At 69.6% G+C, this 20,720-nt stretch carries 18 protein-coding genes; 6 read left to right on the top strand and 12 right to left on the bottom strand.

Features of this window, described 5'->3' with window-relative positions; genetic code table 11:
- Positions 1-196: 196 nt before the first annotated feature.
- The 7 genes from ABD848_RS10040 to ABD848_RS10010 form a co-directional block, all read right to left on the bottom strand.
- Complete coding sequence (locus ABD848_RS10040) at positions 197-1,534, bottom strand: pectate lyase family protein (RefSeq protein WP_344970104.1); 1,338 nt, start codon at positions 1,532-1,534, stop codon at positions 197-199.
- A gap of 159 nt (positions 1,535-1,693) precedes the next feature.
- On the bottom strand, positions 1,694-2,782 hold the full coding sequence (locus ABD848_RS10035; protein ID WP_344970102.1) for a mandelate racemase/muconate lactonizing enzyme family protein: 1,089 nt from the start codon (positions 2,780-2,782) through the stop codon (positions 1,694-1,696).
- The gene (locus ABD848_RS10030) at positions 2,779-3,690 is read right to left on the bottom strand and encodes a 5-dehydro-4-deoxyglucarate dehydratase (protein ID WP_344970099.1); all 912 of its coding nucleotides are present in this window, start codon (positions 3,688-3,690) and stop codon (positions 2,779-2,781) included. Before ABD848_RS10030 ends, ABD848_RS10035 begins: the two co-directional genes overlap by 4 nt.
- Positions 3,691-3,736: 46 nt before the next feature.
- Positions 3,737-4,660 carry a sugar phosphate isomerase/epimerase family protein gene (locus ABD848_RS10025; RefSeq protein WP_344970097.1) on the bottom strand — a complete coding sequence of 308 codons (924 nt, stop codon included), beginning with the start codon at positions 4,658-4,660 and terminating at the stop codon, positions 3,737-3,739.
- Positions 4,657-5,820 (bottom strand): dihydrodipicolinate synthase family protein, encoded by a 1,164-nt coding sequence (locus tag ABD848_RS10020; protein WP_344970094.1) that lies wholly within the window; start codon positions 5,818-5,820, stop codon positions 4,657-4,659. The genes ABD848_RS10025 and ABD848_RS10020 overlap by 4 nt, the downstream gene beginning before the upstream one ends.
- Positions 5,817-6,971: a Gfo/Idh/MocA family protein gene (locus ABD848_RS10015; protein WP_344970091.1), complete on the bottom strand. Its 1,155-nt coding sequence runs from the start codon at positions 6,969-6,971 to the stop codon at positions 5,817-5,819. The genes ABD848_RS10020 and ABD848_RS10015 overlap by 4 nt, the downstream gene beginning before the upstream one ends.
- A gap of 492 nt (positions 6,972-7,463) precedes the next feature.
- Positions 7,464-7,877, bottom strand: coding sequence for an Rv3235 family protein (locus ABD848_RS10010; RefSeq protein WP_344970089.1), 414 nt, complete (start codon positions 7,875-7,877; stop codon positions 7,464-7,466).
- Between the two features lie 913 nt (positions 7,878-8,790).
- Between ABD848_RS10010 and ABD848_RS10005 the strand changes: the two genes are divergently transcribed.
- The 3 genes from ABD848_RS10005 to ABD848_RS09995 all read left to right on the top strand — a co-directional run bounded on the left by ABD848_RS10005 (position 8,791) and on the right by ABD848_RS09995 (position 11,850).
- Positions 8,791-9,603 carry a glycerophosphodiester phosphodiesterase gene (locus tag ABD848_RS10005; protein WP_344970085.1) on the top strand — a complete coding sequence of 271 codons (813 nt, stop codon included), beginning with the start codon at positions 8,791-8,793 and terminating at the stop codon, positions 9,601-9,603.
- Between the two features lie 15 nt (positions 9,604-9,618).
- Positions 9,619-10,995, top strand: coding sequence for an MFS transporter (locus ABD848_RS10000; RefSeq protein WP_344970081.1), 1,377 nt, complete (start codon positions 9,619-9,621; stop codon positions 10,993-10,995).
- 468 nt (positions 10,996-11,463) lie between these two features.
- Positions 11,464-11,850, top strand: coding sequence for an RNA polymerase-binding protein RbpA (locus ABD848_RS09995; protein ID WP_344970079.1), 387 nt, complete (start codon positions 11,464-11,466; stop codon positions 11,848-11,850).
- A gap of 166 nt (positions 11,851-12,016) precedes the next feature.
- Here the strand turns inward: ABD848_RS09995 and ABD848_RS09990 are convergent, their stop codons facing one another.
- Positions 12,017-12,778 (bottom strand): HAD-IIA family hydrolase, encoded by a 762-nt coding sequence (locus tag ABD848_RS09990; RefSeq protein ID WP_344970272.1) that lies wholly within the window; start codon positions 12,776-12,778, stop codon positions 12,017-12,019.
- 283 nt (positions 12,779-13,061) lie between these two features.
- Here ABD848_RS09990 and ABD848_RS09985 point away from each other — a divergent pair, with 283 nt between their 5' ends.
- Positions 13,062-15,596 carry an ATP-dependent Clp protease ATP-binding subunit gene (locus ABD848_RS09985; RefSeq protein ID WP_344970076.1) on the top strand — a complete coding sequence of 845 codons (2,535 nt, stop codon included), beginning with the start codon at positions 13,062-13,064 and terminating at the stop codon, positions 15,594-15,596.
- A 64-nt stretch (positions 15,597-15,660) separates the two neighbouring features.
- Here ABD848_RS09985 and ABD848_RS09980 read toward each other — a convergent pair whose 3' ends face one another.
- The gene (locus ABD848_RS09980; RefSeq protein ID WP_344970074.1) at positions 15,661-16,155 is read right to left on the bottom strand and encodes an FxsA family protein; all 495 of its coding nucleotides are present in this window, start codon (positions 16,153-16,155) and stop codon (positions 15,661-15,663) included.
- 194 nt (positions 16,156-16,349) lie between these two features.
- On the opposite strand from ABD848_RS09980, the gene nfi reads away from it, so the two are divergent.
- The gene (nfi, locus tag ABD848_RS09975) at positions 16,350-17,042 is read left to right on the top strand and encodes a deoxyribonuclease V (RefSeq protein ID WP_344970073.1); all 693 of its coding nucleotides are present in this window, start codon (positions 16,350-16,352) and stop codon (positions 17,040-17,042) included.
- Between the two features lie 193 nt (positions 17,043-17,235).
- Positions 17,236-17,433, top strand: a complete 198-nt coding sequence (locus ABD848_RS09970) for a DUF5999 family protein (RefSeq protein WP_344970269.1) — start codon at positions 17,236-17,238, stop codon at positions 17,431-17,433.
- 171 nt (positions 17,434-17,604) lie between these two features.
- Here ABD848_RS09970 and ABD848_RS09965 read toward each other — a convergent pair whose 3' ends face one another.
- The 3 genes from ABD848_RS09965 to ABD848_RS09955 all read right to left on the bottom strand — a co-directional run bounded on the left by ABD848_RS09965 (position 17,605) and on the right by ABD848_RS09955 (position 20,694).
- Complete coding sequence (locus ABD848_RS09965) at positions 17,605-18,222, bottom strand: alpha/beta hydrolase family protein (protein WP_344970070.1); 618 nt, start codon at positions 18,220-18,222, stop codon at positions 17,605-17,607.
- A gap of 40 nt (positions 18,223-18,262) precedes the next feature.
- Positions 18,263-19,135 (bottom strand): alpha/beta hydrolase, encoded by an 873-nt coding sequence (locus ABD848_RS09960; RefSeq protein WP_344970068.1) that lies wholly within the window; start codon positions 19,133-19,135, stop codon positions 18,263-18,265.
- A 374-nt stretch (positions 19,136-19,509) separates the two neighbouring features.
- Positions 19,510-20,694 carry a hypothetical protein gene (locus ABD848_RS09955; protein ID WP_344970066.1) on the bottom strand — a complete coding sequence of 395 codons (1,185 nt, stop codon included), beginning with the start codon at positions 20,692-20,694 and terminating at the stop codon, positions 19,510-19,512.
- Positions 20,695-20,720 lie beyond the last annotated feature (26 nt).

The following is a 20,720-nucleotide window of genomic DNA, read 5'->3' as shown; positions in this document are numbered from 1 at the left end:
CTCCGCACGGCGCATGAGCGCATCCCGTGCGCGCCGGGTGTCGCTCCCCCAGGCGGGTGTCGCGACGCGGCTCGGTGCGGCCCGAACGGAAAACGGAAAAAGCCATGGGGTGGCCCCGCAGCCGTTATGACTGCGGGGCCACCGCCGCCCCTCTCAGGGGCGGTTCAACGGCGATGGTGCGGCCGTGAGCGCGTCGCTAGAGGATGCGCCCGGTACCGGCGTGGGCGTTGACCAGGCCAGGGACGGCAGCGGCCGGGTGCACCCGCTCGTGCAGCCGCGGCTGCCAGCCCACATCGTCGCCCAGGTCGGGGGCGTTGGCGGCGTTGTAGGCGGCGAGGAGATCGACCTCGTGGTGCGGCGAGCGGCCGTTGACCAGCGAGTGGGTCTCGTAGATGTCGCTGCCGCGCCAGTCATGGATGATCTCGGCGGGCGCGATCTCCTCGTCAAGGTCGAAGTAGTTGTTCTCGGCGTAGATCTTCGACTCCACGCCCACGCCCCAGGTGTACTTGTAGTCCTTCTGCGTCTCGGGGGGTTGGGGGATGACGTAGAGGTTGTTGTAAACGTGCACTTCGCCGAAGCGCACGCGCGGCGCCCGCTGGAGGATGTTGTCGAACCGGTTGTGGTGCAGCGTGACCCGCAGCTTGCCCCGGTCCAGCGTGGGGTCGTCGGTGCTGCCGATCAGCATGGTCTTGTCGTGGTCGCTGAAGCGACTGTAGGAGATCGTCACCAGGTCGGAGCCGTTGGTGATGTCGAGTAGACCGTCGTGGGTCTGGTACTCATAACCCCAGTGGTACTCGTTCTCGCTGTCGGGGTGAGCGCCGTCGGAGAAGGTGGCGTGGTCGATCCACACGTGGGTGGAGCCGCGCACCGTCACCCCGTCGTACTCGGAGTTCCACTCCCCCGGCTCCCAGTGCGGGAAGCAGTCGCGGGGCGCCTCGAACTCGATGTTGCGCACGATCACGTTGTCGACGTCGCGCAGCGTGAGGGCGCCCCCGAGGATGCGGGCGTCGTCGCCGAGACCGATGAGGGTGGTGTTGGCGCCCACCTCCATAGAGACCCGCTGTTGCTGGTTGTCGGCGGAGCGCTCGCGCGCCTCTTCGAGAGGGCCGGTGATCTCGGCGTCGCCGCGGACCTCGGGATCGTAGGTGGCCAGGTACTCCTGCTTGTCATAGCCGGGAGCGGCGTAGTCGGCGCAGGTGAGGGGGTTTCCCTCGGCGTCGGTGTTGGCGTCGACGGTGCCGTCGATGAAGATGATCTTGGCGGTGTCGTTGGTGCCGGCGTCCTCGCCGCCCAACGCCTGACGCAGTTCGTCCCAGTCGTCGACCACGTGGACGTTGTCGCGGGTGGCCGCGGCTCCGCCGGTGGTGCCGCCCTGCGCGGCGGCCCAGCCGTCGCGCGCGTCGAGTGTCTGGCGGGCCACCCAGTGGGCGCGCCAGGTGGGACCGTCGTCATGGCCGCCGTGGGCGTCGGCCGGTGCGGCCAGGGACAGCAGGAGCGCACCGGTGACGGTTGTGATCAGGGCCGTTCTTCGCATCGTCTCTCCTTGTGGATTCCGCCGCCGCACAGTCGGGGCGACGGATGGGGGATATGGGGGATCACAGACGCGAACAGAAGGGACACAGGGTCGGTAGGGGGCATCACCTCTTTGGGCTCTCGGTTGCTGGCCACGCCGGCGTGGCCACGCAGTGGCTGGTCACGGTGGCGGGCGCCGCTGCATCGCCGCGGGGGAAAAGACCAGACCGTGGCCGGGGCCGGTGGCGCAGCGCACGGTCCCGGCCTCGATCGTGACGCCGCTGGGCTGGGCCAGGGCGCCCAACGCCGCGAAGGAAGCGTCCTCGATGTCCTCCACCATCGACACCAGCGGCACACACAACGCGAGCTGGGCCGACAGTTCCGGTAACAGGTGCGGAGCCACGGGGACACCGGTCGCGGCGGCTGTCTGGGCCACCCGCAAGAACGGGGTGATGCCACCGACGCGCACCACGTTGGGTTGGGCGATGTCGCAGGCCCCCGCGCGCAGATATTCCTCGAACTCGCCCACCGTGCGCAGGTTCTCTCCCACCGCGATGGGGACCCCGCAGCGTTGCCGCAGCCGTTGGTGCGCCGCGAGCTGGTCGGCGGGCAGCGGCTCCTCGATCCAGTAGGGGTCGAAGCGCGCCAGGCGGCGCAGCGCGTGTTCGGCGGTGGGCAGGTCCCAACGCTGGTTGGCGTCGAGCATGAGGCGACGCCGCGGCCCGATGAGGCGGCGCACCGTCGCCACCCGGTCGACGTCGCGGTCGGTGTCGGCCGAGCCGACCTTGATTTTGACCGCGTCGTGGCCGGCTCCCAGCCAGCGCCGCACCTGCTCCAGCAGCGCGTCACGGCTGTAGTCGAGGTTGATGCCGCTGCCGTAGGCGGCGGCGCTGGTGCGGTGGCGGCCGATGTGGTCGACGAGCGGGCTGTCACTGGCGCGTGCGGCCAGATCCCACAGTGCGACGTCGACCGCGGCCAGGGCCATGGCGGTGATACCGCCCGCCCCGGCCTCGCGCAGGTGGTGGCGGAGCTCGGTCCAGCGGGGGGCGGGCTGGACGGGTTGGCCCAGCAGCGCCTCGGGGCAGTCCTCGCGCAGCAGGGCCGCCACCGCACCGCCGCCCACGCGCGGGGTCCAGGCAAAACCGGTGCCGCGGGCCCCGGTGTCGGTGTCGACGGTGACGACGATCAGATCGTTGTGGGCCACACCGCCGTCCCAGGGCCGCGCCAGCGGCAGCCGGTAGGCCTCGGCGGTGACGTCGGTGATCATCATGACGCGGCCGTGGTCACGGCGGCCACACCGGCATCGATGATGGCCGCCAGTTCGGCGGTTTCCTCCTCGGTGGGGTCGACGAAGGGTGGACGCACCCCGCCCATGACAGCGCCCCGCAGCCGCGCCCCCGCCTTGACCAGTGAGACCGCATAGCCCGGGCTGCGGTCCCGCAGTCGCGCCAGCGGGCGGTAGAAGACGTCGAGGAGCGTGTCGGCGAGCGGGTCGCCGGCGTGGAGCGCCCGGTAGAAGGCGGTGGCCACCTCCGGGGCGAAGGCGAAGGCCGCCGAGGAGTACAGCGCCACCCCGATCCCGGTGTAGGCCCGCACAGTGAGCTCGGCGGTAGGCAAGCCGTTGAAGAACGTGAAGTCGGCACCGCGCCGCTCGCGAACGGCGAGCACGATCTGGTGCATCCGGTCCAGATCGCCCATACCGTCCTTGATGCCGACCACACCGGGCAGTTCGGCGAGCTCGGCGGCGCTGGCGGGAGTGAGCGCCATGGTGGCGCGCTGGTAGACGATGAGGGGAATGGGCACCGCCTCGGCGACGGCGCGCACGTAGTCCACTATCCCGCGCTGGGGCGCGCCGACCAGGTAGGGCGGCAACAGCAAGACACCGTCGGCGCCCATCGCGCGGGCCGCAGCGGCCTGCTCGATCGCGGTACGCACCGACCCGCCGGCCCCGGCGATCACCGGCGCCGCGCCGCCGGTGGCGGTGACCGCCGTGCGCACCGTGCGCGCCTGCTCGTCGGTGGAGAGCGCGTGGATCTCGCCGGTGCCGCAAGCGGCGAAGACCCCACCGGGGCGGTGGGCCAGCCCAGCGCGCACGTGGGCCGCCAGCGCCTCCTCGTCAAGTGCATCCTCAGCGTTGAAGGGGGTGAGGGGGAAGAAGAGAATGCCGTTGAATTCCACTATGAAGTTCCTCCTCGGCCGGTGCCCACGCACCGGCCGTGTGGGCTCATTTGCCGCGGGTTGAGCTGGGATCGGGGGGTGTGGGATCGACGACGTGTTGGACGTGGCGGCGCGCCACCGTAGCTATGACCTCCTCAGGATCGGCCGACCAGATCTCGGCGTTGAAGATCTCGACTTCGATGTCACCGGTGTAGCCGGTGGTGTCGACCGCGCGGCGCAGGCCGGCGACGTCGGCGTAACCGTCGCCGACCATGCCGCGGCCCAACAGGGTGTCGGCGGGCAGCGGCAGAATCCAGTCGCACGCCTGGAAGGAGGCGATGCGCGCACCGGCGCGGTCGATCTGGTCGAGCACGGTGGGGTCCCACCACACGTGGTAGGTGTCCACCACCACGCCCACCGTCTCGGCGGAAAACCCCTCGGCAAGGTCGAGGGCCTGGCCAAGCGTGGACAGCACGGCCCGGTCGGCGCAAAACATCGGGTGCAGCGGCTCCAGTGCCAGGCGCACGCCGCGCTGGGCGGCGTAGGGGGCCAGTTCGGCCACGCCGGCGGCCACCCGCTCGCGTGCTTCGACCAAGTCGCGGCTGCCCTGCGGCAGCCCGCCCACGACCATGACCAGACAGGCCGCGCCCAGCTCGGCGGCCTCGTCGATGGCGCGGCGGTTGTCGTCGAGGGCGGCCGGCTGGTCGGGGGCGGTCAAAAACCCGCCGCGGCAGTGGGAGGAGACGCGCAGCCCGGCCGAGCGCAGCAGCCGGACCGTCTTGCTCAGGCCGGTTTGGACCACGGGGTCGCGCCACAGCCCCACCGCAGGCAGGCCGGCGCGTGCGCAGCCGTCGATGACCTCGGGCACGCTCCAGCGGTTGACCGTGGCCTGGTTGAGCGCCAGCCGCGCCAACCGGGGGTCACCGGGGGTGGGCGTGGGGACGGCGGCGGGGGCCTGGGACGGAACGTCGACTTCGGGGACCGCGGTCATGCTGCCACCCCCGCCACGTCGAGCAGGGCCCGCATCCGAGACACCGCCAATTCGGGGTCGCGCAGCGCCCCGGCGGCATCGGCGAGGCGCAACGTCTCGGCCAGGTGCGGAAGGTCGCGGGCGCTGTGCAGGCCGGCGACCATGGTGAAACCGGGCTGGTGGCCGTTGAGCCAGGCCAAAAAGGCGATACCGGCCTTGTAGTGGTAGGTGGGGGCGGCGAAGACATGGCGCGCCAGCGGCACGGTGGGGGCGAACAGCGCGTCATAGCGCTCGGTGTCGCCGTTGTCGAGTGCGCGCAACGCTTCGGCGGCCACCGGGGCGATGGCGGCGAAGGCGCCCAACAGTGCGTGAGAGTGGTGCTGGCCGTCTCCTTTGATCAACTCCGGATAGTTGAAGTCGTCACCGGTGTAGAGGCGCACCCCCTCAGGCAGCAGCGCGCGCAGCCGCACTTCCAGCTCCCGATCGAGCAGCGAGACCTTGATGCCCTCGATACGGCTGCTGTGCTGCCGTATCAGCTCGGCCACCGTCGGGATCGCCTCGGCGGGGTCGTCGTGGCCCCAGTAGCCGGCAAGCTGGGGGTCGAAGGCGGTGCCCAGCCAGTGCAGGATCACCGGCCGGCTGGCCTGCTCCAGCAGGCGGGCGTAGACCTGGACGTAGTCCTCGGGGTCGCGTGCGGCGGCGGCGAGCTGGCGGCTGGCCATGAGCACCGGGACCGCGCCGGCGTCCTCCGCCACGGCCAACTGCTCGGTGTAGCCGGTGATGATCTCGGCGATTGTGGCGCTTTGGGGCAGGTGGTCGGTGCTCACCCCGCAGGCCAGCAGGGCGCCGCGGCCTTTGGCCTCGGCGCCGCAGCGCTGGATCAGCTCCCGGGTGGCCGGCCACCCCAGCCCCATGCCGCGCTGGGCGGTGTCCATAGCATCGGCCACGCCCAGGCCGAGATCCCACACGTGGTGGCGGAAGGCGAGGGTGGCCTCCCAGTCCAGGCGGGCGGGGGCGCCGGGGGCGTTACCGGCCAGCGGGTCGGCGGCGACGTGCGCGGCGGCCAAGGCGGCGCGCGTACGAGGTGGGGCGGCCGGGGTCTCGGGGAGCACGGGCTGGGCGCGCAGGGTGTAGGGCGAGAGCCCGCCGGCGCCGTCGGGCAAGCGCAAGGTTAGGGTCATCCCAGCTCGACCTCCTCGATTTCGACACGGTCACCGGAGTGGGAGGAACGCAGGCCCGCCTCGGCCATCTGCAAGCCCCGCGCTCCCGAGAACAGGTCGTGCGGGAAGGGGGTGTCGGCGCAGACGTGCCGCAAGAACAGCTCCCACTGGGCGCGGAACCCGTTGGTGAACTCGGTGTTGTCGGGGACTGTGGCCCACTGGCTGCGGTAGGGGATCGTGTCGTCGCCGTCGGGGTCCCACACCGCCTTGGGGGTCATGGAGCGGTGCTGCACGCGGCAGTGGTGCAACCCCGCCACGGCGCTGCCCTCGGTGCCGTCGACGTGGAACTCCACGAGTTCGCCGCGGTCGACCCGTACGCACCAGGAGGAGTTGATCTGGGCGATGGGACCGCCGTCGAGCTCGAAGATCGCATAGGCGGCGTCGTCGGCGGTGGCCGCGTAGGGCTGGCCGGTTTCGGACCAGCGCTGCGGTAGGTGGGTGACGGCGCGGGCGGTGACGGCGCGCACCGAGCCGAAGAGGTGTTCCAGGACGTAGTGCCAGTGGGGGAACATGTCGAGCACGATGCCGCCGCCGTCCTCGGCGCGGTAGTTCCAGCTAGGGCGCTGGGCCGGCTGCCAGTCTCCCTCGAAGACCCAGTAGCCGAACTCGCCCCGGATCGAGAGGATACGACCGAAGAAACCGCTGTCCACGAGGCGGCGCAGCTTGAGCAGTCCGGGCAGGAACAGCTTGTCTTGGACCACGCCGTTCTTGACGCCGGCTGCGTGGGCGAGCTTGGCCAGCTCAAGGGCGGCGTCGAAGGTGCCGGCGGTGGGCTTCTCGGTGTAGACATGCTTGCCTGCGGCGATCGCGGCGCGTACGGCATCCTCGCGGGCGTGGGTGATCTGGGCGTCGAAGTAGACTCCGATCCCGTCGTCGGAGAGCACCGAGTCCAGGTCGGTGGTCCACTTAGCTATCCCGTGACGTGCGGCGATCTCCTGTAGCTTGCGCTCGGATCGGCCGACGAGAACGGGTTCGGGCACCACGCGTGTCCCGTCGGGCAACTCCACACCCCCGGCGTCACGCAGAGCCAGGATCGACCGGGTCAGGTGTTGCCGGTATCCCATACGGCCGGTGACGCCGTTCATGGCGACACCCAGCACTTGGTCAGCCATAGATGTCCTACCTCTCCTAAAGAAAGCGCTTTCCAAAGTACTCGAAAACCGTATACCAACGCCAGAGGCAGTTTGTCCACGGCTCTCCGCGCAGGCCACCCCCGTCGAGGGCCCTCCCAGTACCTATGAGCCAGCCGCCATTCCACACACGTGAAAACGCTTACCTCACAGGGGCTCCCACCACGATCGAAGCAGCAGCGCCGTTCTTTCCCAACCGCTCACCGCCGGCGCCGGCCACACCCCGCGGATGAGGCACGGCGCAGGGCCCCGCCGTGGGCGCCGTGCCCGCCGTCGCAGACCAGCGGCGTGAGGCAGTGCCGCTGGAGCCTGAGGTACGGGTGAGGGGCAACCTGCGACGGCAGCCACCGGCCGCCTCTCACCGCCCGGCGCCTCTCGCCGTGGCCTTCGGGGAAGCCGGCTCGTGTGGGGCCGGCGGACGCCGGCCTCACACCACGGGGCGCCCTGGTCTGGCCACCAACAGCGCGGCAGCGACTAAGGGCCGGTATCGGTCTCGATGTGGGTACACAGCCAGACGTGCTCGGTGGAGTCGACGCGCAGGGCTAGCGCGCGGTGGCGGCGCCCGCAGTCGACCACGCTGCTGATCTCGGCGACACCGGGAGCGGGAAAACTCAGCCGGGTGCTGCGCACTCGGGGGCGCTGCGCGCAACCGTAGGTGCCCGCGCGTCGGACGAGTAGGAGGTAGGCCCGATGGGCCAGGCACGGCCGTAGGTGCGTGGGAGCGCGGTGGCCGGCGAGAACCTCGGCGACAAACTGGGCCAGTTGGCAGAACTCGGCGGCGCGACGGCGACTACCGCCGCGCCGGGGTGGGGCACCGGGAGGGCTCGGCGATGCTGACGGTGCTGACGGAGTGCTGTGGGACAGACAGCGACGAGCAGGAGAGGACATCCGGGCTTCCTTTCCGGAAGGGCGGGAAGCGACTGCGAACGCCGGGAGCCGGCGCCGGTCGCGGCCACTGAGCCGACCGACGAGCCTGCCGGCCCGTCACCCCGTAATGAGTCGCCTAAGGCCCGGCGTGCCCACGTGGAATTCCAACTTCTTGTCCGCCCCCTCAGGCTCCGCCGACTGTGTCAGAGTGTGGACACCACGTCGCGGCGGCAGGACCGGCCTCCCCCTAAGGTGGATCTTTCCGGATTTTTTTCGCATGGTGCGATGAATCACGCGAATTTAACTGCGAATCAGCGCTGAGCACGCTACGTTTTGAAAACACGGCTAAATCATCGGTCTTCCCCCTCCGCCGATGAGGCCGTGCAGCCGGGCGTCCCGACGGCGCGGGAAGGGACGCCCTATTCGGGCCGACCCCGGGGTTGCCCCCGATATCTCCGGGGTCGGCCCTCCTTATGGGGCCGTGCGGGCCTTTGGCGGTCTCCCCGCCCTCCCCCACGGCTGCGACGATCCCTGCTCTTGCGAGGCAGCGCCCCGCGAGGTGGCACTCGTGTGCCGATGGCCACCGCTGCCCTGGCCGCAGCGCTGCGCCCCGTGCCGCCCCCACTCAGGTCGAGTCGCGGCAGATACCCCGAGCGGGCAGGGGCGCGTGGCCGCCGGTTCCGGGAGGAAACGCCGGTCGCCTGGTAGCAGTCCGGCCGATGCTCCAGCCCCTCCTGCCAAGCGGCGTCGTGGGTGCGGTTCCGCTTCGGCGGGTGGGCCGAAACCGCTCGCCCTTACCGACAGGACAGAGCTAGAGCTCAGGTGGTGGCCTGCCCTACGCGGCGGGGCCATTCCCCGGTCGCCAACCTCCGCTGATCTGCCGATTCGTTCCATATGTCGCATAAAACGGGTTCTAGCGGCATAGTCTGCTGCTGTGGCACAACGATTCAGCTACCTCGACTCCCCCACGCCTATCGGGCTGGCCCACCGCGGCGGCTGGCTGACCGACGCGCAGGGGCAGATCACCACAGAACTGGAAAACACCGCCGCCGCGTTCCAAAACGCTGTGGACATGGGGTATCGCTACCTGGAGACCGACGTCCACGCCACGCGCGACGGCGCCCTGCTGGCCTTCCACGACGCCACGCTGGACCGCGCGACCGACCGGCAGGGCGCGATCGCCGAACTGTCGCACGCCGAGGTGGCCCGTGCCCGGGTGGGAGGCACCGAACCCATCCCGCTGCTGGCGGAACTGTTGGGAGCGTGGCCGCAGGTGCGGTTCAACATCGACATCAAGGCTGACGCCGCTGTGGCGCCGCTGTGCGAGGTCTTACGGCGCACGGGAGCCTGGGACCGGGTATGTGTGGGCTCGTTCAACCAGCGCCGGCTGGAGCGGGCACGCCGGATGTTCGACCGCCCGGTCGCCACCTCGTGCGGCCCTATCGACGTGGCCCGGCTGCGGGTCGCGGGGGTGACACGGCTGCTGGGTTGGCTGGCCCGGCGCGGCGTGGCGTGCGCGCAGGTGCCGCTGTGGCGTGGGAGTTTCCCTGTTCTCAGCCGGGATTTCATCGCCGCGGCGCATCGAGCCGGTATGCAGGTCCACGTGTGGACCATCAACTCCCCTGAGCTGATGCGCCGGCTGCTCGACGCGGGGGTTGACGGTATTGTCAGCGACAATGTGACGGGGCTGCGGCGTGTCTTGCTCGAACGCGGCGCTTGGGAGACTACCGCGCGCCCCGCCGGTTAGGAGTCACGACCCGCCATGCCGTTCCCCCAGAAGGCCCCGCAGGAGCCAACCGGCCCCCTGGCCGATCCGCGCGCGCGGCGCGCAGAACAGCGCGGCTGGTACGTCTACGACTGGGCCGCCTCCGTCTTCAACACCTCGGTCATCACCGTCTTCCTCGGGCCCTACCTGACCTCGCTGGCCGAGTCGGCGGCCGTCGACGGCAGGATCAGCGTGTTGGGCTGGGAGATGGCGCCAGAGGCACTCTACCCCTACGCGACTTCGCTGTCGGTGCTGCTGCAACTCCTCGTGCTCCCGGTGATCGGAGCGTTGGCCGACTACACCGGGCGCAAGCGTGAACTGATGGGGGTGCTCGCCTATATCGGCGCGTTCGCCACGATGGGGCTGTACTTCGTGGCCGACGGCGGGCATGTGGCGGGCGCCGGGCTGTTCATACTGGCCAACCTGGCTTTCGGTGCGGCGTTCGTGGTCTACAACTCGTTTTTGCCCGACATCGCCACGCCTCAGGAACGCGACGATGTCTCCTCGCGCGGGTGGGGACTGGGGTATCTGGGCGGCGCGGTGCTGCTCGCCATCCACCTCGTGCTCTACCTGTCCCACGAGAGTTTCGGCGTGGAGCAGGGGCACGCGGTGCGCATCTGCATGGCCTCGGCCGGGCTGTGGTGGGCGCTGTTCACCCTGGTGCCGCTGGCGCGGCTGCGCGACCGCCGGCCCGCCGACCGAGAGGCGCGCGAGGGAACGCGCCTGGTGCGGGCGGGTTTCGTGCAACTGTGGCACACCGCCAAGGAGCTGCGGGCCTACCCCAAGACATTGCTGTTCCTGGTGGCCTACCTGTTGTTCAACGACGGGGTGCAGACCGTCATCGCCTTCTCGGCCACCTTCGCCGACCAGGCGCTGGAGCTGGGGCAGGAGGTCCAGATCGGCACCATCTTGATGGTGCAGTTCGTGGCATTCGGGGGCGCGCTGCTGTTGGGCAGTATCGCCCGCCGGCTGGGCACCAAGCGCACCATCTTGGGCAGTCTGGTGATTTGGACCATAGTGGTGGGGGTGGCTCCCCTGCTGCAAGCCGGTTCTGCGGTGCAGTTCTTCATCCTGGCCTTCTTCATCGCCATCGTGCTCGGTGGTACGCAGGCGCTGTCACGTTCGCTGTTCTCCCACCTGGTACCACGGGGCAAAGAGGCGGAGTACTTCGGCCTCTACGAGATCAGCGACAAGGGCTCGGCGTTTCTGGGATCGCTGACGCTGGGGGTGGCGTTGGATGTGACCGGCGGCGACTACCGGCTGGCCATCCTGTCGCTGATCCCGTTCTTCGTCGCCGGGTTCGTGGTGCTGGTGGTGATCAGCATCCCTGCCGCGATCCGCGACGCTGGCAACCAGGTCCCCGAACGCATCTGAAAAACCTCACCGCCGGGCCCGGGGCGGCCGGGGCTTTGCCGATCACGCCGGCGTGTTGGCCGTGTCTTGGCATGCCTGAAGCCACAGGTGGGCACACTGGGACGCGATGGTACGCGTGGAGCGCGCGAGCGGGGCTCGGGAGCCGCAGGTGGCTCGCGGGTCGCGCCCGCCGTGGCAGGCCGTAGCGCCGGGGTGTGCTCGGGAAAGTTGCGACCAGCCGAGCCGGGCCCCGGCCACCATCGCGAGCATGGCGTAAGGTTCCCCCGAACACGGTTTGAACTGCGACAAAAGCAGCTCTTTCGCGTACCTCATCGAGCGATGAAACCCGAGGCCACCGATGTGCGCACCGCGCACGACAGGTCGACCGGGTATTGTCGCACGGTTGGACCGCGGATGTCCGGGGAATCTCCTCACGGACCGATGCGTTAGACCACCGAGACCGCAAGAGCGCCTGGAGGCACGCACACGATGGCCGAGCGAGCACTTCGCGGCACACGACTCGGGGCGACGAGCTACGAGAACGACCGCAACACCGACCTGGCACCGCGCCAAGAGGTCACCTACGACTGCCCACAGGGGCACCGCTTCGCTGTAACCTTTGCGACCGAGGCGGAGATCCCCCCCAACTGGGAATGTCGTTTCTGTGGCGAGGCCGCGCTCATCGTCGACGGTGAGCAGCCGCAGGAAAAGAAGTCCAAGCACGCCCGCACGCACTGGGACATGCTGCTGGAGCGGCGCAGTGTGGACGACCTCGAAGAGGTCCTGGCCGAGCGCCTGGAGCTTCTGCGCGCCCGTCGCCGTGAGGAGCAAGAGCACATGCAGCAGGCCATGAGCGAGGAACGCCGGAGCGCCTGACAGCGCCACCGCACGGCGAGGGCCGGGCCGCCCCGACAGCGCGCCCCGGCCCTTGGAAGAGGTTCCCTCCGCCGCCCGGCCTCTCGTTGCCGCTGTATCGGTCTCGGTGGCCGAATCCGCCCACAGCGGGAACGGCTCGCTCCTTAGGGCAGCACGAACTCCGTGGTCAGGCCAAGGGTTCGGTGACTTTGTGCACCAAGTCGGCCACGGAACCGCGCACGGCGGTGGGCCGGTAGGGGAACAGCTCGGCGGTCTCGGCTCCGGAGATGCCGCTGAGCACAAGGACGGTCTGGAGGCCGGCCTCAAGACCAGAGCGCACGTCGGTATCCATGCGGTCGCCGATCATGACCGTATTCTCCGAATGCGCCCCGAGCGCGCGCAGCGCCGAACGCATCATCAGCGGGTTGGGTTTGCCCACATAGTAGGGCGCACGGCCGGTGGCTTTCTGGATCAGGGCAGCGACCGCGCCCGTAGCCGGCAGTGACCCTTCCCGGCTGGGACCTTTCTCGTCAGGGTTGGTCGCAATGAAGCGGGCGCCGTTTTCCACGAGCCGGATCGCGCGCGTGATCGCCTCGAAGCTGTAGGTACGGGTCTCGCCGAGTACGACATAGTCGGGGTCGCGGTCGGTGAGCACGTAGCCGATGTTGTGCAGCGCCGTGGTCAGCCCGGACTCGCCCACCACGTGGGCCGAGCCGTTGGGCCGCTGCTGGTCGAGGAACTGCGCGGTGGCCAGCGCTGACGTCCAGATCGACGTCTCGGGGATGTCCAATCCGGTACGCAGCAACCGGGCCCGCAGGTCGCGAGGCGTGTAGATGGAATTGTTGGTCAACACCATAAAGGGGACATGGTTGGCCCGCAGATCGTCGATGAAGGCGTCGGCGCCGGGGACGAGGTGCTCCTCGCGTACGAGCACGCCGTCCATGTCCATCAGGTAGTTCCAGCCGGTCTCACTCATCACATCCACGATTGTCTCCCGCCGGGAGGAGTGCCCGCGACGTCTGGCTGTCGCTCGGCTATAGGCGAGACGGTACGACACGCCCCTAGACGCCGCTGGATCGCACGGTGCGCCCCGGTGGTTGTTCCCCCGATTCACGGGTAGTCGCGTCGACGTGCCCGCGTCCGGCGGCGATCACCGGCCAGTAGTGACCTCCCGGGCGAGGCGCGGTCGCGAACGCATCCACGGCTGTGGCGGTCGAAGGAGGGCATCTGTCATGGCGCATGATTTTCCGCCCCCGGAGGGGTCCGGCCCCGGCTCCTTCGAGGAATTCCTGTCGCGGTTCTTCGGCGCCGGCGGGTCGCGACACGTGCGCCGCGTCAACATTTCCCAGCTCATGGATGAGCAGGCCCGCACCGTCATCCAAGACGCCATCAGTCGCGCGGCCCAGGCGGGCGGGATCGACCTCGACGCCGAACACATTTTGTGGGCGCTGCTGCGCTACGAGCCGACGCGGGCGCTGGTGGCGCGCGCTGGAGCCGCCCCCGACCGGCTGGCCCAGACCACGGAGTCGGCCGCGGGGCAGGGGCACCGTTCGGCCCCGGGGATGCCGGCGGTGACCCCAGCGGCCAAACGCACGCTGCTGGACTCCCATCAGATCGCCCGGGCGTTGGGGCAGACCTACATCGCCCCCGAACACCTGCTGTTCGCGCTGGCGGTGAACAACGAATCGCCGGTGGGACGGCTGCTGGCCGAGGAGGGGGTCACGCCGCAGTCGCTGCGCGCCGCCGCCGGCGCCGCCCCCAGCGAAGAGCGCGGACGCGGCGGCGGAGGACAGGTGAGCGCTCGCAGTGCGACGCCGAACCTGGACGAGTACGGCATCGACATGACCGCCCTGGCCCGCGCCGGAGAGCTGGACCCGGTCGTGGGGCGCGAGGAGGAGGTCGAACAGACCCTGGAGGTGCTGGCTCGGCGGCGCAAGAACAACCCTGCGCTCATGGGCGATCCCGGGGTCGGCAAGACCGCGATCGTCGAGGGTATCGCTCAGCGCATCGCCGCCGACGACGTGCCCGAAACGTTGCGGGGGCGGCGCCTGGTCCAACTCGACTTGGGCGGAGTGGTGGCCGGGACCCGCTACCGGGGCGACTTCGAAGAGCGGCTCAAGGGACTCATCGACGAGATCCGCGCCGACGCCGATACCCTGCTGATCTTCATCGACGAGCTGCACACCATCGTCGGCGCCGGCGCGGCCGAGGGCGCGGTGAGTGCGGGCAACATGTTCAAGCCCGCGCTGGCGCGCGGCGAGCTGCACATCATCGGCGCGACCACGATCGATGAGTACCGACAAAACATCGAAAAGGACGCCGCTTTGGAACGGCGCTTCCAGCCCATCCTCGTCAGCGAACCCAGCGTCGGCGACACGGTGGATATCCTGCGGGGCCTGCGCGACCGTTACGAGGCCCACCATCAGGTGCGGTTCAGCGACGAGAGTCTGGTGGCCGCGGCTGAGCTGGCTGACCGTTACATCACCGAGCGGTTCCTGCCCGACAAGGCGATCGATCTGATCGACCAGGCGGGCGCGCGGGTGCGGTTGCGGGTCAAGACTCCCAGCGTTGACCTACAGGAGCTGGAGCAAGAGCTGCGCGATCTGCAAAGCCGCAAGGATCGGGCGGTCGAGCAGGAAGAGTACGAGCGCGCTTCGGAACTGCGCGACGAGATTAACCGCACCAAGGAGGCCATCGGCCAGGCGCGCGCCAGTGGCCCCACCGACGTGCCGGAGGTGACCGTGGTCGACATCGCCGAGGTGGTCTCGCGCATCACCGCCATCCCTGTCACGCAGCTCACCCAGGAGGAACGCGAGCGGCTGGTGCGTTTGGAGGAGGTGTTGCACGCCCGAGTGGTGGGCCAGGATCAGGCGGTGACCGCGGTCTCGGAGGCAATCCGCCGTTCCCGGGCGGGGTTGGCCGACCCGGATCGTCCCATCGGCAGTTTCCTGTTCCTGGGGCCCACTGGGGTTGGCAAGACCGAGTTGGCGCGTGCCCTGGCCGAGGCGCTGTTCGGCTCCGCCGAGCGCATGGTCCGGTTCGATATGAGCGAGTTCCAGGAGCGCCACACCGCCAGCCGGCTCGTCGGGGCGCCGCCGGGCTATGTGGGCTATGAGGAGTCGGGGCAGCTCACCGAGGCGATCCGGCGCCGCCCTTACGCGGTGCTGCTGTTGGACGAGGTCGAGAAGGCCCACGCCGATGTGTTCAACCTGCTGCTGCAACTGCTCGACGACGGGCGGCTCACCGACGGCCAAGGCCGCACGGTCGACTTCCGCAACGTCGTGGTGATCATGACGAGCAACCTCGCCTCAGAGGTGATCGCCAAGGGAAGCTCCATCGGGTTCACCGGCGACGGCGCCGCCCACAGCGACGTGCAGGAACGGGTGATGCGCCGGCTGCGCGAAGAGTTCCGTCCCGAGTTCCTTAACCGCATCGACGAGGTCATCGTGTTCGGCCAGCTCACTGCCGCGCAACTGCACCAGGTGACGCGGCTGCTGCTGGGCGAGACCGAACGGCGGCTGCACGCCCAAAACATCGGCGTGACCTTCGACGAGGAGGCGGTGGCCTGGCTGGCTGAACGCGGCCACCAGCCCGAGTTCGGGGCCCGGCCGCTGGCGCGCACGATCCGCCGCGAGGTGGACAACCGGCTCTCGCGGCTGCTGTTGGACGGCGACATCGCGCCCGGCGATCACGTCACCGTGAGCGTGGGTGAAAGGGGACTGGCGTTTACCACGGGGGCGGCGGAGCACGAGGGGGACACAGCGTAGCCCTAACCGGCGCGGCTCTCCCCTGCCCGCTGGCCGCTTCCCGCAGCAGGCGGGCGGGGGTGGCTCACTTTTCGGTGCTGTCGTCGTGGATGACGCGCCCCTGCACGACCTGGGAGCCGTCCGAGGGGGCGTTGGGCCACGGCCGAGTACGCGGGTAGCCGTTGAGAGTGACGAGGTCGGCGTTGGCGCGCATGCGCTCGACGCGGCGCTTGGCCCAGGCCGAGAACAGCCAGCGCAACGCTGGACGGGTGAAGGGCAACGCCAACACCAAGCCAACAGCGGCGGTGACGAAGCCGGGAATGGCCAGCAGGATGCCGCCGACGAAAAGCATGAGCGTGTCGAGGACACCGCCTGCGGGTGGAGTGCCCGTGCGGATGGCCTCTTCGGCGTCTCGGTAGGCGCGCGTTCCGGCGTGGCGGACCACCAACGCGCCGCCAAGGCTGGCGGCGAACAGGGCAGCGATGGTCACACCCGCCCCGATCTGCTGGCCGATGACGATCATCAGCCAGATCTCCAGGAACGGTAGCGCCAAGAGCGCCATCGCGATGAGCAGCGGCATGGGCACCATCCCCTAAACAGCTTCGATGTCCCACCAGTGGTAACGACACCAGGCACGGTTTCGTTCCCCGATTCTGGTCTACCCGCACCGGCTGTAGGGAACCGCCACGGTGGCGAGCCGCCCACGCGCCGGGGGAGCGCCGAGGCGGTAGCCTGCCCGGGTCGCGTTGAGGTTCTGCTAGCGGGAAGGCCCCGATGCCCCACATCGATGCCCGAGCCGACGAGGATGACCTGTGGCCCACCGATGCCGAGGGGGCCGAGCGGGTGCAGCAACGCCTGGCTGAGCGGGTGCGCGTCGAAACGTTGCCGGCGGCACAGGTGAGCCTCGTGGCCGGGGTGGACGTCAGCTACGCGGCCGACGACAGCGCCCTGGTGGCGGCGGTGACGGTCCTGGATACCGCTTCACTGCGGCTCGTGGAGGCGCAGGTGGAGGTGGCACGGCCGCGGTTTCCCTACGTCCCCGGTCTGCTGGCGTTTCGGGAAGTGCCGCCGTTGCTGAAGGCACTGGAACGCCTGGAGTGCGAGCCCGACGTTTACCTGTGCGACGGTTTCGGGCTGGCACATCCGCGCCGGTTCGGGCTCGCCTGCCACCTGGGAGTGCTGCTGGAGCGCCCAACATTGGGGGTGGCCAAGTCGGCGTTCGTGGGCAGGGCCACCGATCCCGGCGCCGAGCGTGGTGCGGCTACGGATCTGGTCGACGACGGCGAGGTGATCGGGCGGGTACTGCGCACCCGCACCGGCGTCAAACCCGTCTACGTCTCTACCGGGCACCGGGTGGATCTGGCGGGCGCGTGCGATCTGGTGCTCCGGCTGTGTCCGCGCTACCGCCTCCCCGAGCCGATCCGTCACGCCGACCAACTCTCTCGGGCCCGGCTCGCCGAGCGCTAGCGGCAGCGCGCATGAGGCGTCGGGCTCGGCGCAGCGGCACCTGTCCGCGGGCTCCGCCCACCACCTCAGTACGCCCCTGACCAGGCAAAGTTATCAAAATGAGATGCGAATTATGGTTTACACCATTAGAGTGTGAGGGGTGGGTCATATCCACTTCAAGCAACACAGCCGAAACTACCCCGGAGGCACCCCCATGTGCCCGCACGAACCTGAATGTCCGTCATTCGGTGACCTCGACCGCGAAGCGGCCCGCGTGGTCGCCAGCCACCCCGAACAGGGCTGGAGCTTGCTGTGCAACGGCGTCGTCGTCTTCGACGACACCGGTGAACTCCTCCCCAACGGGGGTGTCATCGCACCCCATCGCCCCACCGACATCCCTGTAGCCGCCTGAGGGGCGCTCCTACACACCCGAGCCGCCCGTGAACGGGCGCGCCCGGAAGAGCACTCTGTTCTCCGCGGCGCGAGCAGCCCGCAGCCCGTGCGGCCGAAACGGCTCACGTGCTCACCCCGGTAGGGCAGCCAGGAAAACCCGCACCCGCACCGCAACGTGCCGGCGAGCCGGTCAGCTTTGGCCGAAAGCGCCGAGCCACTCGACCACGGCGGCGGCCACCCCATGGGGATCTTTGGACAGGTCATGGCGCTCTCCCGGCCGCACGATCAGCCTCGTCACCTCGGCTTGGGCGGGGATTCCGAAGGGGTCGCGATCGCCGTTGACCACCAGCGTCGGAACCGCTGCGGCGCGCAGCTCATGGGCGCGGGAACGCTGCGGGTTACGCGGCGGGTGCAGCGGGAAGGCCAACGCCACCACCGCCACCGCGCCCACCTGGGCGGCCGTGCGACAGGCCACCCGCGCCCCGTTGCTACGCCCGCCCACCACCAGCGGCACGGCGGCGAAACGCTCCTGGGCGCACAGGTGCTCCACGACAGCCACCCACGCTTCGTCTTGGGCCGCGGTGGCCGAGCCCGGCATCGTGCGTCCGGCCACCCGGTAGGGCTGCGTGATACGCGCGACCGCACCTCCGGCCGCAACGACCGCCTCGCTCACGGCCGCGATGTCGACCGCCTCCACGCCCCCGCCGGCGCCATGGGTGATGGCCAGCAGCCAGCGGGCGGGGCTGCCGCCCTCGACGATGTCGGCCCATGCCACCCCACGGGGGGTGTCGATCTCCGTGCGCTCCATGACCCCACCCTAGCCAGGCTCTGTCATGTGGCGCGTGGCCTCAGGGCCGCGGCGAGCCGGCAACGGAGGTGACCCACTCGGCGACGACCTGCTGGGCGCTGGGCTCGCGCACGACACCGAAGTGCGAGACGCCGCCGACCGTGCGCACCGTGGCCTCGCTGTGGCGCGCGAAAAGCGGCTCGTAGGCTTCGGCCGTGAACGTCTCATCCTGCTCGCCGACGACGACCAACGTCTCGGCGGGAAGGCCGCTGATGTCGCTGTGGTAGTCGTCCCTGGGGTGCATCGACCTCTGGAGGCGGTAGCTGTAGCCCAGCGTCTCGGTACCGTCGCGGTAGGACTCGGGCATGTTGAACGATATGACGCGCTCGTGGTTGAAAGCGGTGATCCCCACGCTGTTGAGCATGCCAAGGCCGGCCATACGGGCCACGTTGACGTTGGTCCACTCACTGTCGCGGTAGGTGGCGGCGGTGTGGTGGATATAGGGCGCCAGCAGCACGTAGCCGTCGAAACGCGGTTTCGTGCCGTCGTTTCCAGCGAAACGAATCGCTGTTCCTCCGCCGCTGGAGTGGCCGCCCAACAGCAGCGCGGAAGGGTCGGTCGTGCGCCGCAAGAAATCCGCGAAATCGGCAATATCGTCTTCGAGTTGGCCGACGTGGGCGACGTCGCCCCTGTTCTCAGCGTGTGGCCCATGGCCGCGAAGGTCGGGAGTGTAGACCTCGGCGACACCGTTACGCGCCAGATAGCTCGCCAACGGAGCCAGATAGCTGCTGTGGTAGGCCGAGCCATGCAACAAAACGATCGCGATATCCGCGCTCGACGGATAATGCCGATACGGCAACTCCGCGTCGTCACGCGCGGAGTAATACTCCACCTCAGGTAGATTTTCCGCCGCCGTCAGCTCGTCAAAGCTCAAACTCTGCACGTCTCCGCGGGGCTCGTCGGTGGGAACCATCACCACCAGACAAAAAACGACGAGACAGAACACCAGAAGCGAACTGACAACGGAAATTCCAAAAGTTTTCCAGAATTTCTTCCCGAGAGCCCCCATAGGGGGACCCTAACATAGCCGCCCACGTCCACTCCGACCACCGTTCGCCCTAAAACCGAGCCTGCCACGACACTATGGCGACCTCGAAAAAATACGCCGGTACCACGTATTCGCGGGGAAAACACAACGTGGGAGAGGCGGCACGAAATGCGACCCTGCCGCACGTGGGGCACGGCCGGCGGCGAGCGGCCGCCCACCGCCCCCGCCGGCCGTGCCCCACGTGCCGAGGCGCGGCGAGGTCAGCGAGCGTAGGGCCACCCCTCGGGCAGCACGTGGGTGGCACTGCCGGCGGCACGACGCAGCCGATCGCGGAAGTCGTCGTAGAGGTCCCGGCCCCACACGTACTGGCCTGGCAGCAGCACCGCCTCCTCGAGTGCCTCGCGCAACTGCCCGCTGCGGTACTCCTCGGCGGCCAGCGGCGCGGCCAGCGTGGCATACATCCGACTCAGCGCCACGAACAGCTCACCGGTCAGCATCGGCGCACTGTCCTGGAGCACCGCCGCCTCCACATAGGGCTCCCACCACGACTGTTCCTCACCGCCCTCGACAACTTCCTCGGGATCGGGCTGCAAAAACCCACGGCGCAACCGGGCCCGCACCTCGGCGGCCACCTCGGCGGGCTGGTCAAGACCGCCCTCCCAGACCTCGGCGGCGCCGGTGGCATCGCCCCGCACGGCCAGCAGCCGGGCGAGGAGTTCGACGGCCGTAGCGGTGGTCGCAGCCGGCACAGCCGGCTGCGACTCGGGCTCGGTCTCGGCGTTGGCCTCAGCGACCACCGAACTGAACGCGCCGATCGCGTGCTCGACGTGGACCGCCCCGAGCAGCAGCCGCAGCCCCGCGTCGTCGCGCGCGGCCAACCCCTGCTGGATGACCTCCTCGGCGGTGGCGGACTCGCCCCGAGCCAACAACCGCTCGGCGTAGTCGCGCGCCGCCGCGGTCACTGCGGCCTCTGTTCCCGCGGCGCCCCCGGCCAGCGCCTGCTGCCAGTGCTCGCGCGCCCGTCCCGGCGCGGCCTGCTCCTCGGCCATCCGGGCCAAACCGTGGTGAGCCGCCGGCGTGTAGCGCTCGTTGCCCAGGTCGAGCACGCGCGACCACGCCTCCTCGGCGTGGCCGAGTTCCCCGGTGCTCTCGTAGGAGACGGCGAGATGGTAGGCGGCTCGGGCGGCGTACTCGGGGTGGGCGGTCTCGACGGCGAGGAGGTCGGCCCGGCGCGCGGCGTCGATCTCGCCCATGTCGTGGCGCACCACCGCCAACCCCAGGGCGGCTTGGGCCCGGTAGCGTTCGGGGGCGCCGGCGTCGACGACCTGCTCATAGACCTGGGCCGCACGGGTGAGGTGCCCGCTTTCGGCCAGGTCGCGCGCCTGGTCGCACAGGCTGGCGAAGTCGGGGGCGTCAAAGGCGTGGTCGTCGTGTGTCGCGGTCATGAGGGGGCCACTTTCCGAACAGGGAG

Source organism: Salinactinospora qingdaonensis (genome assembly GCF_039539445.1).
GTDB lineage: Bacteria > Actinomycetota > Actinomycetes > Streptosporangiales > Streptosporangiaceae > Salinactinospora > Salinactinospora qingdaonensis.
This window is presented reverse-complemented; position numbering and strand designations above follow the sequence as displayed.